Genomic DNA, 15,965 nt, shown 5'->3' with positions numbered 1-15,965 from the left:
GTTCGTAGTATCAATCAATAAAAGCACCAATAACAACACCAATAATTTCTATATCATCAGTAATCAAAATGCTTTCATAAGTTGGGTTGAGTGGTTTTAAGTATTTACGTCCAGCATCTTCAACATAACGCTTAAATGTATAAGCCTGTTGATTTTTTAATAAAGCAACAACTCTACAGCCATTGGTGATAGTTCTTTCTGGGTCAACATAAATTAAAGAACCATGTGGGTATGATTTGTCGTTAGGGTAGGGGCTAGTCATACTGTCCCCTTCTACTTTTAATACAAATGTCATTTTACTATGTGCAACAGGACATGGAATCCAGCGTTCTGCATCGCCTTCAGTAAAACTTCCTTGATTATTTAGCCATGCACCAGCCGACACCCATGTTAATAAAGGTACGTCTTTTCTTTTTTCTAATAATTCTTTATCTATTAGCTTAACATTATAAGTCGCACTATTTTCTTTAATTGATGGATAGCCTGTTTTTAACCATTCTGTTGAAACGTCTAAAGCAATAGATAACTCATGCAAAAATTTACTACTTTCACTGTCTCTTTTTTCGAGCAAGTGTATAGCTGTTTGTGACATTCCTGTTTTTTCAGCTAACTGACCTTGTGATAAACCTTTTTGTTCTCTTGCCTGTTTTACTCTATGTCCTAGCGCCATGATTACCTCAATTAGTAGGCTGCTTTGCAGCCTATAACAAATGTTATCAAAATACAAACAACATAAGTTATTGACCTTTTTAATAACATATGTTTTTATATGCTTGTTAATAACAGGTGTTTTGCCATGACTAATTTAGAATCGTTACAAAAAGCTATTGATATTGCAGGTGGTCAACACGCTTTAGCAAAAATCTGCCAAACCAGTCAGCCTAGAATTTGGAACTGGATGAACCGTGATAAAAAAGTTCCTGCTGAATTTGTTTTGACTATTGAAAAGGCTACTGGTGTTTCTCGCCATGAATTAAGAAGCGATTTGTATCCTTTGGAAAATAATAATCAAGTCGCTTAACCATAACCAAAAAATTACTAAAACGACTAAAAACTGTAGGGAAGTAGGGCAATGTCTCTAGCAATTAATTTATCTGACGTACCTAAATTACTACTTCATATCAACAATGAAGACCGTGATACATGGTTCAAAGTTGGTAATGCTTTAAAAACTGAATTTGGTGAACAAGCATTTAGCTATTGGGATGATTGGAGTAGTACGTCTAAATCATACGTCAAAAGAGATGCTAAATCAGTTTGGGACTCGTTAAGTATTGGCAAAAATACAATGGGTACAATTATTTATTTGGCTCAACAAACTGGATGGAAGCCTGAAAAACAAGATTTAACACCAGAGCAAAAACGCAAAATCAAAGAAGAACAAGAAGCACGTAGAGCAGCTCGTGAAGCTGAAATTGAAGCAGATCAAGCTAAAAAAGAAATTATGCAAAAAGTTGTTGCTAAAGGCTGCCAAAAGGTTTGGGAAAATTACGGTATTGAATTTGGACATTCGGGTTATTTAAAGCACAAACAGATAACAGCATTAGGTATACGCTACTTTCATCAAACAGTTTTACTTTGGATTGATGACCTAGAAGAAAAGGTAGGTGTAATTAGTGGTGCAAAAGTTTTTGAGTTCTTCAAAAAATTACCTAAACCTAAACCAGAAAATCTTCATTTTTTAATGTTTAAAAAAGGCTCTATTGCTGTCCCGTTACGTGATACCGAAGGCAAGATATGGTCATTGCAATATATTAGCTCAACTGGGGTTAAATTGTTCCCGAAGTTTGGGCGAAAAGTTGGATTATTTCATGTCATTGGTTATTTAAAAGATGCAAAAGTAATTGCTCAAGCCGAAGGTTATGCCACTGCTGCATCAATACATATGGCGACAGAATGGCCTGTCGTTGTTTCTTTTGATTGTGGCAACATGGTTAATGTTGCGCCATTTATTAGACAGCAAGCACCTGACGCTAAAATTTTAATGTGTGGCGATAATGATGACAATGGAGCAGGCCAAGCTAAAGCATTAGAAGCCGCTATGTTAATTGGTGCAGATGTCGTCATTCCTGATTTTGGAACAATTAATAAATGACTACTCCAAAACCACCTAATGACTTTAATGACTTACACGTTTTAGGCGGATTGCCATTGGTGAGAGAGCAGCTAATGGCCGCTCTTAAACATTATCAATCAAAATCCCCCACGCCCCCTAATCCTGCGGAGCAAGAGCCAAAAAGTGAAGGTTTGCAGCAAGAAAAGCCTGATAATAATCAACTATTTTCTATCGAAATGATGCTGCAAAGATTTGCATTAGTTATTGGCGAAACAAAGGTTTGGGATAGTTGGCTTAAAATGGCCATGAAAAAACAAGCCTTTAAGGACTTAGTAGGTAAGGGCTTAGCTAATCAATGGCTGGAACACGATAATAAAAAGACGATTAGTATAGAAAACGTTAAATCTGCTCAAGCAGAAGCCTCTGCGTCTAGTGTAGGGGTTGCAGGGGTAGAAGAGATGCTAAGACGTTACGTGCTTATTTATGGCACTAAAGATGTCTGGGACAAACAAACACGCGCAAGATTGCCTGCTGAAACACTTAAACTGGCTTGGCCAAATGAATATGATTTATGGCTTAAAAATCCAACTAAGCGAAAAATGGTCATGCCAGATCAGATTGTTTTTGATCCGACAATGCAAGTTGGTGATGAGTGCATTAATACGTTTGACGGTTTTCCTTTAACACCTAATGATAATTCTGAATGTTTTAATAAATCGTATGGCATTCAACGTCTATTACGTTTTATGTGTGAAAGTGATGATGTCTACCAATGGATATTACGGTGGCTTGCATTGCCATTACAAAAACCCGGTACCAAACTCGCTACAGCAATTATGTTTCATGGCGAAATTCAAGGTGCAGGTAAATCATTATTCTTTAGCGACATCCATCGTATGTTGTACGGTAAGTACAGTGCTACGTTAAATCAACACCAATTAGAATCACAGTACTCTGATTGGAAATCAAATAACTTATATTCAGTGTTTGAAGAGATTTTTAGTAGCTCTGGTAAATATCAAAATATGGGTTTAGTTAAAGGCCAAATTACTAACAAGACTCAACGTATAGAGAAAAAATTTGTTAGTGGCTGGGAAGAGGCTAATTACAGCAATGCCGTATTTTTGAGTAACGAGATGCAGCCTTTGCCTATTGAGCCTAATGACCGCCGCTTTTTGATTTGCTGGCCAAAGCAACAAATTCCTGCCGATATATTGGCTCATGCCTTAGATAATCTTAATGCTAGTGATAATGACGGCATAAGAGCATGGTATGCGTTTTTATTGCAGTTACGCATGACTTGGACTGATAGCAAGGGTGATGAACAAGTATTTCATGCTCATAGCTATCCACCCATGACCGAGGCAAAACAAAGACTTATTGAATATGGTTTGCCAGCATGGGAGGTATTTTATCGTGATTGGAAAGCAGGGCGTTTGCCTTATCCATATGTATCCTGTCGTAGTCAAGATTTATATGATGCGTACCGCCGCTACTGCAATAGATCAGGTGAAAAGTCATTAACAATGACTAAGTTTAATACCTTAATCAGTGTTAGAGAAAAAAAAGCACTGGGTTGGTATATGCAGGGACAAGTAAGAAAGCAATCAACTATCTTTTTTATTGGTGAGAATCCTAAAGATACCACCGAAATTAAGTGGTTAACTGACAGTATTGATGAGTTTCAACGCGCTCTTAATTCCAACAATGGTTAAGGGTGTTAAAGGTTTGGTTAAGGGTTTAAACCAAACCCTTAACCATGTGTAAGCATTGAGGCTCAAGGGATACAAAGGTTTTAGTTAAGGGGTTAAGGGTTTACACGCGCACGCGCACGTATAAAAAAATAAAAATTACCAAAGAATAAAAAATGGTAAATAAAAATTTTTTCTTACACGCGAGGAAATAACCCTTAATACCCTTAACCATTTAACCAAGCCTACAGCCTCAAGGGGTTTGATGGTTAAGGGTTTAAAATAACCCTTAACCATACCCTTAACCAAGATTGTTTAGAGGGTTAAATCATGAGTTTGGAGTTATTAAACAAATTAAACTTGCGTACCATGAGTTTGGAAATGCGTGGTACAGGTAAAGCAGCTTTGAGCTGGGAAGATGTTAGTGCGGCGTTGGCAGGGCTTCCTAAAGTAGCTTATGATTTCGCCTTGGCAATTTACCAAGCCGACAACATAAGCGCACGTGCGTTAAAGACTTGGCTAACAGACTGGATCACTAATTACCTAGTTATCCATAACATCCACTCAAAAGCAGCTAACTTAGCTGAGTCATTGGCATTTATCACAATTTATCAATACATCATTAAATCGCGTACTTGTAAGCAATGCCACGGACTCGGTGTTATCTCTGTTAAATGTAAGTTGGTTGATTGTGAGTTGTGCAATGGCCGTGGCTACCACGGTGCATCAACAGACGATAAATTGATGCTGGGTAAACTAGATATATCTCGTCAATGTTATGAGCGCAAATACAAACAAATCGAACTCTTGGCAACAAGTGAGCTGCTTAACCTAGACAACATCGTTTTAGATCATGTTATTAGTCATTTATTTGGTCAAAATAATTTTGATGAATGTGCTTGACAGCAAGGTGCATAAAAGAGTACCTTTTTTCTATCGTGTAAAAAACCGACTTGAGCAATCCAGTCGGTTTTTTTATGCCCAAAATTTAGTTTAGCCCCCCGAACAAGGATGTTCACTCTAATTTTAAATGTTGAAGATTTTAAAATGGCCAATACTGTTATTGCTTACGACGAGGTTCGTTTTGATGTGCGTAATAAAGAAATAACCGAATGTTATGTCTTTATTAATAATATGAGTAATGATGGTTTGATTGGTGTTCATGGTTGGCATTTTAAAGCATTCCCTGCCAGCATGAGTATTATGGATATTATGAAAGAGTGGGCGGCTGGTGATGATCCGTTAATGTGGCCACAAAAATCACCAAAATCAGAATAAGTAAATAATTTAAAAACACAATATATTGTATTGTTGTGGCCACGCTGCGACACAAGATATTGTGTTTTGTTGTTTTTGAGGTAAGTATCATGACTGTAGAAATTAAAAATTGTCCGATTCTTTTACCTCTTAACAAACTTCAAGCGCGTGCCAAGCTGACACAGTTTATTGCAGTGCATTGTTCAGCTACTAAAGCCACTCAAGATATTGGTGTTGTCGAAATTGATCAAATGCACAAACAACGTGGTTTTGCCTGTGTTGGTTATCACTATGTCATTAGACGTAATGGAACAATTGAGCGTGGTCGTCCAGTCAATACGGTGGGCGCGCATGTTGAAGGCTATAACAGTGTATCAATTGGTATCTGTATGGTTGGTGGCTTAAACGCTAAAGGCAAAGGCGAAAACAATTTTACGCAATCTCAGTTTGCATCTTTACGTGATTTAGTAGCAGAACTTAAAAAAACATATCAAGTTGCAAAGGTGCAGGGGCATCGTGACTTTAGCAAAGACCTTAACTTTGATGGCAAGATAACTAGCAATGAATGGATGAAAGAATGCCCATGTTTTGATGTTGCAGAGTTCTTAGCAGCCAAATGAAAACAATAATTTTATTAATGTTGTGTGCTGCATTAAGTGCCTGTGCCACAACACCACAACTTACAGTTAAATGTACGGTGGGCGTAAATCATGAACAATAATAATCAGGGGTTTGTAATGTCATCAACAATTAGCACTGCAACATTGACAGCACAGTCAAATGGAGTAGCTACATTGGGTAGTGCAATCGTGATGACTAGCTCTATTGTGATTATATTGCTTTTGCTTTTTGTTGGTATTTTAGCTGCACTGGTGATGATGTCATTAACTCCACCGCGTACTCGTTTAGAGTTTGCAGGGATGTTAAGCATGGCTGTTGCTAGTAGTTGTTTTGGTGGGCCACTGGTTATTGAATACTATGAGCTAGTCAATTTATCTATGACAGCTCAACTAGGTATTTGTTTTATGGTAGCAGCTCCAGCATGGTTAGTTGCTCGCATTATTGCTAATCAGTTAAGCAAGTATCGTGATGCTAAGTCACCTGTTGACTCAATTGGTCGTGATATTAAAAAAATTAAGAAGTGGTTTTGAGTGCCAACGGCTGCTAAAAAACCTTGTTATAAAGCAGGGTGTCCTGAGTTCGCAACACTTAATGGTTATTGCGACAAACATCAAACAGTCAAACGAGATACCGATAAACAGCGCGGTAGTGCCAATGAACGAGGCTATGGCCATAAATGGCGTAAAGAACGTCTAGCCTACTTGGAGCAAAATCCTTTATGCGTCAAGTGCAAAGAGAATGGTCGTATTGAAGCTGCTAAGGTTGTTGACCATATCATCCCACATAAAGGCGATGACAAGCTATTTTGGCGTAGAAGCAACTGGCAAGCTCTATGTGTAACTTGTCACAACCGCAAAACAGCTAGTGAAGATGGCGGTTATTGGATGCCAACAACCACAAAAAATAAATAAGGGTAGGGGGTAAAAAGTAAAAGCACTTTAGCCCCTAGAGACCGCGCCTTACTCATTTTCATACGTGGTCAAAATTAAAAGGGGGGGTATATCCTCCTTAAATTGTTATAGGTACAAAAAAATGTCAGCAGGTCGTCCTAGAAAGCCTACACAACAAAAAGTGTTGGAGGGTGGGCGCGTTCGTGATGACAGAGATACACACGGCCCCGAAGTACCCTTAAATCTGCCTAGCCCTCCTGTTTGGCTATGCAAATCAGGTAAAAAGCACTGGGAAACTTTAGGCACTCAATTGGTGGCATTGGGTTTATTGTCGGCAATTGATGGCGATATTTTTGCGCTTCATTGTGACAATGTAGCAAAGTATGGTGAGCTACAAGAAAAGTTAGGTGATTTGGCAAAATGGGTGCAAAACACACCCAATGGCTTTGAGATGCAATCAGCATGGATGCAAATTCGTAGTCGTTTACAAGAGCAAATTATTAAGACTGGTCGAGAGTTTGGTTTAACACCTTCGGCGCGTTCTGGTATGCGCGTTGAAAAAAGACAAATGACTTTGTTTGGTGAAAAAGTCGAAAACGAATTTGAAGAGCTGAAGGTTCACTAATGAATCAAAAAGACTTTTCAGCTATTTGTCATCAATATGCACTTGATGTGAATAGTGAAAAAATATCTGCTTGTTTATATGTTAAGCAGGCCGTTAAACGATACCTGAATGACTTAGAAAAAACAGATTGGCAGTGGCATTTTGATAAAAACAAAGTTGACCATGTATGCCGATTTATTGAGTTATTGCCTCATACTCAAGGCAAGTGGGCAACTGCTCGCCAGCGCATAGTTCTTGAGCCGTTTCAGGTTTTTATTGTTGCTAATATCTTCGGCTGGGTTGATGGTAGTGGTCGCCGCCGTTATCGGTATGGTTATGTTGAGATGCCGCGCAAAAATGGCAAGTCAACACTGTTAGCCGCCGTTGGTTTGTACTGTGCATTTATTGAAGGTGAGCAAGGGGCGCAAGTTTACAGTGCTGCAACAACACGAGATCAGGCACGTATTGTGTGGGAAGAAGCACAACGTATGGTTAATAGGTTGCCAAAGCTACAATCTGCTTTTGATGTTAAAGCAGGGCAACATTCTATTTTTAGCACTAATACAGCTAGCTCTTTTAAAGCATTATCGCGTGACCAAGGCGGTAATCAAGACGGTTTAAATGTTCACTGTGCATTGGTTGATGAGCTTCACGCGCATAAGTCTAGTGAGATGCTAGACGTTTTAGAGTCTGCTACTGGAGCGCGTGAACAGCCTGTTGTGATTATGATTACTACAGCAGGCTTTGACTTGCATGGCGTGTGTTATCGTGAACGTCAGACAGTGATTGATATATTGGCGGATAAGGTAGGCCATGACCGTTACTTTGGAATCATCTATACGATTGATGACGGTGATGATTGGACTAGCCCCGACACATGGCGCAAGGCTAATCCTAATTATGGCGTGTCAGTGAGTGAAGACGCATTAGCAGCCGCGTGTGAAAAAGCAAAATTACAGCCTACGGCTCAAACAAACTTTTTAACTAAGCATTTATGCGTCTGGGTGAATGCGCGGTCGTCATGGATGGATATGCAGCTATGGGCTGCTTGTGCCGATAAGCACTTATCACCAGAACAATTTGCTGGGTGTCCTTTATTTATTGGTTTAGACCTTGCTAGTAAGAGTGATTTGGCTGGAAAAGTGCGCGTTTTCATGCGTCCACAAGGCGAAGAACAGCATTTTTATGTCTTTAGTGATCAATATATCAACGAAGAAACAGCCGAATTACCTACAAATAAACAATATTTGGCATGGGCTAGACAAGGATATTTGACATTAACCGATGGAAATGTCACTGACTTTGCCCAAATTGAGCAAGATATTTTAGAAGATTTTACCAATTTTGAGCTAAAAGAAGTCGGTTTTGACCCATTTAATGCGGTTTATATTGCTCAAAGATTACAGGCGGCAGGTATTCAGGTCGTTGAAATACCACAACAGACACGTTTTTTAAGTGAGCCTATGAAGTGGATAGAGGTTTTAGTTCGTTCTGGTCGATTGCATCATAATGGTGATCCTGTTTTGTCGTGGGCTGTCTCTAATGTGACTGTTAAACCTGATGCCAATGACAATATATTTCCACGTAAAGACGCTCCTGAAAACAAAATAGACCCTGCTGTTGCGTTAATTAACGCAATGGCTAGAGCAATTCATTTTGACGAAGTAGGCAGCCTAGACACTAGCAGTGATGCGGCTATGGATGACTATTTACGCGATTTTGTGAGAGTAAGCAGACGATGACAGTTTGGACTTCAATTGCTTCATGGTTTGGCCTTGCTCCAGCCGAGCCAAAGCGTGGCCGACAGTATGCTAGTTCTGGTGGAGCCACGGCAAAGCCAGTCACTTTTGATACTGCAATGACGGTTAGCGCGGTGTTTGCTTGTATTCGTTTGTTAGCTGAAACCGTTTCTAGTTTGCCACTCAATATGTACAAACTGGATGCCGAAGGTAATCGAACGCTTGAAACAAAACATGAGTTAATCAAGTTACTCAAGCATCGTCCTAATCGCCGTCAAACACGCATTGAGTTTTTTGAACAGTTAATGCTCAACCTTGTATCAAGTGGCAATGCCTATGTATTGCTTGGGTATGTCGGTAAGCGTTTGGTTAGTTTGCAAGTCATTAACAGTGGCAGCATTGAGCCTGAGTTGTTGGCAAATGGTGATTTAGTTTATCACTGGACACAATCTGATGGCACACGCAAAAGACTTACCGAAGCCGAAGTGTGGCACGTCCGTCTATTTGGTAGTGGCTTAGTGGGTTTATCGCCGTTGTCTCATGCCAAAAAAGCAATTGGTGTAGCGTTAGCTGGTGATGAAAAGATTACTCACTTAATGTCGAACGGTGCTAAACCAACGGGGACATTATTGGCTACAAATTGGCCAACAAAAGAACAGCGTGATGCTTTGCGTACTGAGATGAACGGGCTAATTAACGGTGACCAAACAGAGTTAGCAGTTTTAGGTGGTGGCATGAAGTTTGAGGCCATGAGTTTAACACCTGAAGATTTAGAGTTATTGGCAACTAGACGTTTTAGCCTAGAAGAAATATGCCGTGCGTTTGGCGTGCCAAGTGTTTTAGTTAATGATTTATCTGCTTCGACTGTTTGGGGTAGTGGTATTGATTCAATTATTAGCGGTTTTTATAAGTTTGTTTTGCGAACTTACTTAGAAAAATTAGAAATATCAATGGTTGTCAATTTATTGCCGCGTACCGAGTGGGAATCTTACGAATTAGAGTTTGATGCTGATGCTATTTTACGCGCTAATTTAAAAGATCGTGTTGAGGCAACCTCTAAACAAGTGCTATCTGGTTATATGACTCCGAATGAGGCGCGAAAAAGCGAAGGTCGTCAACCTAAACCAAACGGTGATCAATTACTTGTACCAAGCAATATGACTACTATCGACAAAATACTTGCAGTCGTGCCAGCACGTAGCAAAGGGGATATAAATGAATAATTTGCAAGTTCGTCAACGTAAACAAGCTCCAAATGTGCAACATCGCCGTGCTGCACCACAAACCATTGCTTTACGTTTTACGCCTCCAGCTCAAGATGGCCAGCCATATAAGTTTGAAGGCTATGCAGTGACATGGGCAAATATTAATAGCCACGGCGAACGCTTTGAAAAAGGCGCATTTGCTGACTTGATTGCCAGTGGTAAACGAGTGCATATGTACTATAACCATGCGTATATGGACTGGTTAACTGGCAACAGTGCTAAACGGATTGGTAAATGGGTTGAATTGGTTGAAGATGATACAGGTTTGTTAGTCAAAGGTGAGCTAACCCCAAATATGTCTCAATCAAACGATGTGGCTGCTATGTTGGCACATGGTACGGTTGATGGTTTGTCAATCGCGTTTTATGAGCCTAATCCAATTGACGTTTACCAAGACAACACTGGTGCAAGAGTCATTAAACGTGTTGATTTGTACGAGATCAGCGTAGTTGATGAACCAAGTGACCAAACCGCACGTATTGCGCCAACAACTGAGGCAATTGATGCTGTTCGTAGTGCGGATGATGCCAATAATTTATTAGTTAGCATGGGATTGTCTAAGGATGATGCCAATTTATTATTAGCGCGTTTATATGATGTTTTACACGTTCCTAATCGCGTTAATCAGCTTCAATCGGTATTAGATGTACTGGATTTTTAATACCAACTTTAACAGTGGCCGCTAAATGCGGCTTTTTTTATGCCTTTTTTGAGAGAAAAACCATGAGTAATGCTCAAAACAAACACATTATTGCCGCTATTGGTTCTGCTTTAGCTGTAGAAGAAAAGCACGTTTTTGGTGTTCGCAAAGTTCACCGCCGTGAAACACCTGATGACTTAACCAACATTGCCAAAAAACTAAATGAGCGCATGAAAACGCTTGATGATATGGTCAAAAAATATCAAGACGTTTTGGGTGATGGTAAGTTACCTGACGAAATTCGTTCAAAAATGGAAGCTGATGCTAAGGTGGTTTCTGAATTAGCCGCACGTTTTAGCGAAATTGAGCAAAAACTCGTTGACCAAGTACAACAACGTCAAGCAGACCCTAATACTGTTGGCTCTGTTCTTGCGCGTAACACTGAATTGCGTAAACAAATTGATGCAATTAAAGCTCGTAAAGGTCGTGTAAATATTGAAGGTATTGAAGCGCGTAATATTGTCTCTATTAGTGGTATTGGTACCAATGCTTCATTGGCAACAATGGATTTACAACGTACTCAAGAGCAAAAATTAGCTTTACTTGATTTGATCACATGGATGCCTGTCACTACTGATTTAGTGCCTTTGTTGCGTGAATCTGCTTATGACATTATGGCTGATGAAGTTGATGAAGGTGATGATAAGCCTGAATCTGACTTAGAGTTTGGTGTGGTTAATATTACTATTAGTGTTGTTGCACACTGGATCCGTATTACTAAGCAGCTCTTAGATGATATGCCTGCTTTAGCATCTTACATTGAAGGTCGTTTAGCCTATGGCGTACGCTTAAAATTAGAAGCTAAAGTTATTAACGGCAATACAACGAGTTTTGATGGTTTAATGAAAGCTGGTAATAGCTTAACTGCAACACCTGAAGCATTAGCAATCGATACAATCAACTCAGCAAAATATCAAGTTTGGGATAGTGGTGTCACCCCCGAAGCAGTTTTATTAAACCCTGTTGACTGGGGCAAAATTGAACGCGAAAAAACAGACGATGGTCATTATATTTATGGTTCACCCGGTGCGATTGTTCAGCCTGTGTTGTGGGGGTTGCCTGTTATTTTATCTGCTGCTCAAACCGAAGGTAAGTTTTGGTTAGGTAATCTAACGCTGGGTGTCACTGGTTATGTTCGTCAAGAAGTAATGGTAGAGGCATCAACAGAAGATGGCGACAACTTCCGTAAAAACTTAGTTACTTTACGTGCCGAAATGCGTGCAGGTTTTGGTGTAGCCATTCCTGATGCAATGGTGACTGGTGACTTAGTAGCTCCTCCAGCTCCTTAATTTAGTTTGTTAAATGAAGCCCCTTAATCGGGGCTTTTTTATTGAGGTTTTTTTAATGAGTATTTCTTTAGCAGAAGCCAAACAACACCTGCGGTTACAAGAAGATAGCGGTGAAGAAGATGCTTATATTGAAATGCTGATTAAAACAGCTTTACGCGCTGTTAAAGATTACATTGATCGTCCTTTTACTGATGATGTTTGCAAAGATGATGAAGACGAAACAAAACTTGCACCACCTTTGCGTTACGCCGCTTTATTGATACTTGGCGACTTGTACGAAAACCGAGAAGCACAACAAACCATGACACTTAATATCAATATAACGTGTCAAAACTTGATGAATCCTTATCGTAAGTGGGGCGTGTAACGTGCAAGCAGGTAAGTTAAGACACCGCGTTACCTTTCAACGCCTCACAAAATCGCGTGGTTTATCTGGTGGTGAAAAACAAGAATGGGTTGACGTGTGTAGGGTTTGGGCGCGTGTTAGTTCGTTATCTGGTAAATACTTATTTGCAGCTCAACAAAATCATAGCGAAGTCACAGGCACAATAGATTTACGCTATCGAAAAGACATTAATGCCGAGTTACGCGCTATGTATGAAGGAAAAATCTACACTATTCATGCAGTTATTGACCCTGAGTTACGCCACAAAGAGCTAAAACTTATGGTTAGCGAAGGTGTTATTGAGTAAAAAACTATGAGCCAAACAGTCACAGTCACAGGCTTAAAAGAGCTTGAGCAAACCATAAGCCAGTTAAACGGTAAGGTTGCTAAGAAGGCTGTCGAAATTGCGGTTAAAAGTGGTACTAAAGTCGTCTTAGAAGAAGCAAAAGTACGTGCGCCACTGGGTATTGTTCCCCATAAATTTAAAGAAAAAGGCGCGGTTATTACGGTTAAACCCGGTAACTTGCGTAAATCTTTAAAACAGCGTGTTTACCGTGGCCAACGTGCAAGCATGGGTAACATTCAGTCAATCATTCCCCTCGATGGCCGTGCATTTTATGGCAAGTTTCAAGAATGGGGATGGAAAACAAAAAGCGGACGCTACATTGCTCCACAACGGTTTTTAGCACCAGCTTGGCAAGCCAAAAAAGAAGAAGCACTGGATCAACTAGGCAAACGCTTAGGCGAAGAAGTCGAAAAAGCTGCAAGAGAGTCCGCCAATGCGCGTTAGTGAAGCCATTTATAAAAATCTTACACCGCTTTTAGGTGATCGTGGTGTTTGGCCAAATGCCGCGCCACAAGATGTTGAATATCCGATGGCTATTTATGTTATTGCTGATCGACAATTACTAAATACTGTAGATTGTGGCTATTTAGAACACGCTAAATGTCGGGTTCAAATGTATGTTTTTGCTAAAGAATTTGAAGAAGTTGAAACATTAAGAGATAAAGTTATCAAAATAATGACTGAGCAAACAGATTTACCAAGCTGTTTAGCAATCAGTGACCAATATCAATTTGAAGATCAAACACAATCACATTTAATTGTGATTGAATTTTCTATGTGGGAGTGTAATTAAATGGCCAATAAAAATGTTTTGCACGCGCAAGGCACACGTTTTCAGCGTAATAGTGGGGTAGAGTGGCAAGATATTAGCCAAATCAAAGATATTACGCCACCTGCCAAAACTCGTACCGAAATTGAAACAACTACTATTGACCAATATGATGGTAGTGAACCTGACCCTCATAAAACCTATGTGGGTGGTTTGATTGATGGTGGTAGTGTTTCTTTAGATACTATTTTTAATCCTGATGCTTTGGATAATCAGCGTCTTTTAGAAGCTGATATTGAAGCAGCTAACCCTGTTGAATATCGTATTGTTTATCGTGATGGTGGAATGTGGACTTTCTTTGGTGTACTTAAAGAAATGACCCCGACACATGGTATGGATGACATTCACCGCCAAACTTTAGGCATTAAAGTTAGCGGTAAACCTGTTCGTACCTTTCCTGTTTAATGAGTGGTTATAACATGAATCTTAAAGCTGCTATTTTTGCAACAATTGGTGCGGCCATTGCCGAAGCTGTTGCTGTGCCTGAGTTTGGTATGGGTTTAGAGTTAAAAGTCAGTGTGATGACCGTTGCCGAACGTGCCAACTTTGATGAAGCCTATCGTTTGATTAAAGAAAGTGAACGCGCTATTAACTTTCGTCCGTTGTTATTAGTGTTTACCGTTAAAGACGAAAATGGCCAAGCTGTATTTAGTGTTGACGATGTTGAACAAATTAAGCAGCTTAATAGTTTAGCCGTGGTGCGTTTATCGGATGTGGCTTTGCGCTTAAATAAAATGCTTAAAGATGATGTTGAGGCTCACGAAAAAAACTCTTAGAGCGTCCTGACCGCCAGTTTTTGTTTTTACTTGCGTTAAGGTTAGGACGCACCGTTGCAGAGTTAGAGCATACGCTTAGTTATAACGAGTTAATTGAATGGCGTATGTACTTTGAAGAAACGCACTTTGGCGAGTTAAGAGCTGATAGACGTAATGCTGAGTTATTAGCAATGACATTTAATGTCAATCGTTCGCCAAAACAAACCGCTAAAACGTCTGATGATTTTATGGCTTATAAGGTTAGACGGCGTGAGCTGAGTGATGATGATTTGGAAGGTAAGATTGATGCGGTGTTTGGTGGTTTGGAGTAAGCGGCCTAAGCCGCTTAAAGGGAATCCATTTCTCTATCTGTGCATGGTAAAGGCCAAGGAATTTGTCCATTTCGTTGAAGTTCTCTTTTTTCAGGGGTGCATAGTGATGGTTCTGTTATAGTTTCCTCGACTTGTCCTTGTGGTTGAGGAGCTATAGATGGTGTTTCGATTGTATTTGTATAAAAGAGATTATAAATCTCATATGGTAAATCAGTATTTTTAACTATCTCTAGTTTTGCAATAACTTCTTGTTGAGTAAGACTATAAATCCAAAGCTGATAAATTTCCATGTGTAATTTATAAGTTTCGGTGATGGTTAAATAGGGTTCATCAAGTCTTGGCTCATGTATTGTTTTAGGATTAGAGTAAAAAGGTTCTGTTAAATGACCAATAGCAAAAAAACGCCATTTTTGCTGTTTCGCCTCATTAGACTCTACATTGAATGTTAAAGCTGAGTATGGGCAGTGGCTATATGTAAATAAAGAACATTTATTTTCTATGACAGCTTCTCTAATAAATTCAGTAGAGTAAGTAAAAGGAATATTCATTCGGGTAACTGCTTTTTGAGTTTTACCTGTTTTTATCTGTTTTAAGACGTTAATTGTTTGTGGTGGATAAATACTCATTAATATTTTGTCAGCATCATAAGCAGTGATTAGTGAATCTTTATTTATCTCAATAGCCATTAGGTTATTAGGTGCTAGAGAACCTACAAAAGGTGTTTTTTGCCATTTATTAAGACGGTTTTTAAAATCTTGCGTTGTTTCGTATTCATCTTTAACAGGGGCATTCATAGCCGCTTCTGTAACTTTTGGATAATAATTTCCTAAGAAGTTATTATCAATTTTGGTTGTTTTAGGGTCAAAAGCTAGTTTGCTATATTTATCTTCAAATGCTTGTTTTTGTTTTTGAGTGGGTTTTGCATAAATAGTGGATGAAAAAATTAACGCAAAAATAAGTAAACTGATTGTTTTCATTATGAGCGTCCTTAGATGTTGTGATAGTGAAATATCTCACTATTGATATTAAATTGTAAATAGGGCATAGTACACCTACCGCGCCACATTGCGCGGTCAGGATTGGTCTCCTGAATTTAGAAGGCGCATATACCGCGTTAAGCGGTTTTTTATTGCGTTTTTTCTGTACGTCCGCGTTATGATGGACTGTATAGGGCAGCCGAAAGGCTGGCCAGTGCCTTCTAGCTGG

Annotated in this window: 22 protein-coding genes; 20 read left to right on the top strand and 2 right to left on the bottom strand. The window is 39.4% G+C overall.

Annotation, left to right across the window (positions count from 1 at the left end):
• Window positions 1-10: 10 nt before the first annotated feature.
• Window positions 11-670 (bottom strand): LexA family protein, encoded by a 660-nt coding sequence (locus tag C8N29_RS06970; protein ID WP_107865332.1) that lies wholly within the window; start codon window positions 668-670, stop codon window positions 11-13.
• A gap of 126 nt (window positions 671-796) precedes the next feature.
• Between C8N29_RS06970 and C8N29_RS06965 the strand changes: the two genes are divergently transcribed.
• The 20 genes from C8N29_RS06965 to C8N29_RS06870 all read left to right on the top strand — a co-directional run bounded on the left by C8N29_RS06965 (window position 797) and on the right by C8N29_RS06870 (window position 14,759).
• Window positions 797-1,021, top strand: a complete 225-nt coding sequence (locus tag C8N29_RS06965) for a transcriptional regulator (RefSeq protein ID WP_107865331.1) — start codon at window positions 797-799, stop codon at window positions 1,019-1,021.
• A gap of 51 nt (window positions 1,022-1,072) precedes the next feature.
• Entirely contained in the window at window positions 1,073-2,095 is a 1,023-nt protein-coding gene (locus C8N29_RS06960; RefSeq protein WP_107865330.1) for a PriCT-2 domain-containing protein, read from the top strand.
• Window positions 2,092-3,771 carry a DUF5906 domain-containing protein gene (locus tag C8N29_RS06955; RefSeq protein ID WP_107865329.1) on the top strand — a complete coding sequence of 560 codons (1,680 nt, stop codon included), beginning with the start codon at window positions 2,092-2,094 and terminating at the stop codon, window positions 3,769-3,771. The genes C8N29_RS06960 and C8N29_RS06955 overlap by 4 nt, the downstream gene beginning before the upstream one ends.
• Before the next feature lie 306 nt (window positions 3,772-4,077).
• Window positions 4,078-4,650: a hypothetical protein gene (locus C8N29_RS17165; protein ID WP_239986977.1), complete on the top strand. Its 573-nt coding sequence runs from the start codon at window positions 4,078-4,080 to the stop codon at window positions 4,648-4,650.
• A 144-nt stretch (window positions 4,651-4,794) separates the two neighbouring features.
• Entirely contained in the window at window positions 4,795-5,025 is a 231-nt protein-coding gene (locus tag C8N29_RS06945; protein ID WP_107865327.1) for a hypothetical protein, read from the top strand.
• Window positions 5,026-5,114: 89 nt separating this feature from the next.
• Window positions 5,115-5,624 carry an N-acetylmuramoyl-L-alanine amidase gene (locus C8N29_RS06940; RefSeq protein ID WP_107865326.1) on the top strand — a complete coding sequence of 170 codons (510 nt, stop codon included), beginning with the start codon at window positions 5,115-5,117 and terminating at the stop codon, window positions 5,622-5,624.
• A gap of 90 nt (window positions 5,625-5,714) precedes the next feature.
• Window positions 5,715-6,155 carry a hypothetical protein gene (locus tag C8N29_RS06935; RefSeq protein ID WP_146164428.1) on the top strand — a complete coding sequence of 147 codons (441 nt, stop codon included), beginning with the start codon at window positions 5,715-5,717 and terminating at the stop codon, window positions 6,153-6,155.
• Window positions 6,156-6,536 (top strand): HNH endonuclease, encoded by a 381-nt coding sequence (locus tag C8N29_RS06930; RefSeq protein WP_107865324.1) that lies wholly within the window; start codon window positions 6,156-6,158, stop codon window positions 6,534-6,536.
• 121 nt (window positions 6,537-6,657) lie between these two features.
• Window positions 6,658-7,140 (top strand): P27 family phage terminase small subunit, encoded by a 483-nt coding sequence (locus C8N29_RS06925; protein ID WP_107865323.1) that lies wholly within the window; start codon window positions 6,658-6,660, stop codon window positions 7,138-7,140.
• Window positions 7,140-8,861: a terminase large subunit gene (locus tag C8N29_RS06920; RefSeq protein WP_107865322.1), complete on the top strand. Its 1,722-nt coding sequence runs from the start codon at window positions 7,140-7,142 to the stop codon at window positions 8,859-8,861. The genes C8N29_RS06925 and C8N29_RS06920 overlap by 1 nt, the downstream gene beginning before the upstream one ends.
• Window positions 8,858-10,081, top strand: coding sequence for a phage portal protein (locus tag C8N29_RS06915; RefSeq protein ID WP_107865321.1), 1,224 nt, complete (start codon window positions 8,858-8,860; stop codon window positions 10,079-10,081). The genes C8N29_RS06920 and C8N29_RS06915 overlap by 4 nt, the downstream gene beginning before the upstream one ends.
• Window positions 10,074-10,784 (top strand): HK97 family phage prohead protease, encoded by a 711-nt coding sequence (locus tag C8N29_RS06910; RefSeq protein ID WP_107865320.1) that lies wholly within the window; start codon window positions 10,074-10,076, stop codon window positions 10,782-10,784. The genes C8N29_RS06915 and C8N29_RS06910 overlap by 8 nt, the downstream gene beginning before the upstream one ends.
• A 62-nt stretch (window positions 10,785-10,846) precedes the next feature.
• Window positions 10,847-12,112: a phage major capsid protein gene (locus tag C8N29_RS06905; protein WP_107865319.1), complete on the top strand. Its 1,266-nt coding sequence runs from the start codon at window positions 10,847-10,849 to the stop codon at window positions 12,110-12,112.
• Between the two features lie 55 nt (window positions 12,113-12,167).
• On the top strand, window positions 12,168-12,479 hold the full coding sequence (locus C8N29_RS06900; RefSeq protein WP_107865318.1) for a head-tail connector protein: 312 nt from the start codon (window positions 12,168-12,170) through the stop codon (window positions 12,477-12,479).
• A gap of 1 nt (window position 12,480) precedes the next feature.
• Window positions 12,481-12,804, top strand: coding sequence for a phage head closure protein (locus tag C8N29_RS06895; protein WP_170106920.1), 324 nt, complete (start codon window positions 12,481-12,483; stop codon window positions 12,802-12,804).
• Window positions 12,805-12,810: 6 nt separating this feature from the next.
• Entirely contained in the window at window positions 12,811-13,287 is a 477-nt protein-coding gene (locus tag C8N29_RS06890; protein ID WP_107865316.1) for an HK97-gp10 family putative phage morphogenesis protein, read from the top strand.
• Complete coding sequence (locus C8N29_RS06885) at window positions 13,277-13,636, top strand: tail completion protein gp17 (RefSeq protein WP_107865315.1); 360 nt, start codon at window positions 13,277-13,279, stop codon at window positions 13,634-13,636. The genes C8N29_RS06890 and C8N29_RS06885 overlap by 11 nt, the downstream gene beginning before the upstream one ends.
• Window positions 13,637-14,077, top strand: a complete 441-nt coding sequence (locus C8N29_RS06880; protein ID WP_107865314.1) for a phage tail tube protein — start codon at window positions 13,637-13,639, stop codon at window positions 14,075-14,077. It begins immediately after the preceding gene.
• 14 nt (window positions 14,078-14,091) lie between these two features.
• Window positions 14,092-14,448, top strand: coding sequence for a hypothetical protein (locus C8N29_RS06875; protein ID WP_107865313.1), 357 nt, complete (start codon window positions 14,092-14,094; stop codon window positions 14,446-14,448).
• A 20-nt stretch (window positions 14,449-14,468) separates the two neighbouring features.
• Window positions 14,469-14,759 (top strand): phage tail assembly protein T, encoded by a 291-nt coding sequence (locus C8N29_RS06870; RefSeq protein WP_107865312.1) that lies wholly within the window; start codon window positions 14,469-14,471, stop codon window positions 14,757-14,759.
• Between the two features lie 14 nt (window positions 14,760-14,773).
• Here C8N29_RS06870 and C8N29_RS06865 read toward each other — a convergent pair whose 3' ends face one another.
• Window positions 14,774-15,736, bottom strand: a complete 963-nt coding sequence (locus C8N29_RS06865) for a hypothetical protein (protein WP_107865311.1) — start codon at window positions 15,734-15,736, stop codon at window positions 14,774-14,776.
• Between the last annotated feature and the right edge of the window lie 229 nt (window positions 15,737-15,965).

Source organism: Agitococcus lubricus (genome assembly GCF_003051055.1).
Classification (GTDB): Bacteria; Pseudomonadota; Gammaproteobacteria; order Pseudomonadales; family Moraxellaceae; genus Agitococcus; species Agitococcus lubricus.
Note: the sequence above shows the minus strand (reverse complement) of the source record. Positions and strands in the feature narration are given on the sequence as shown.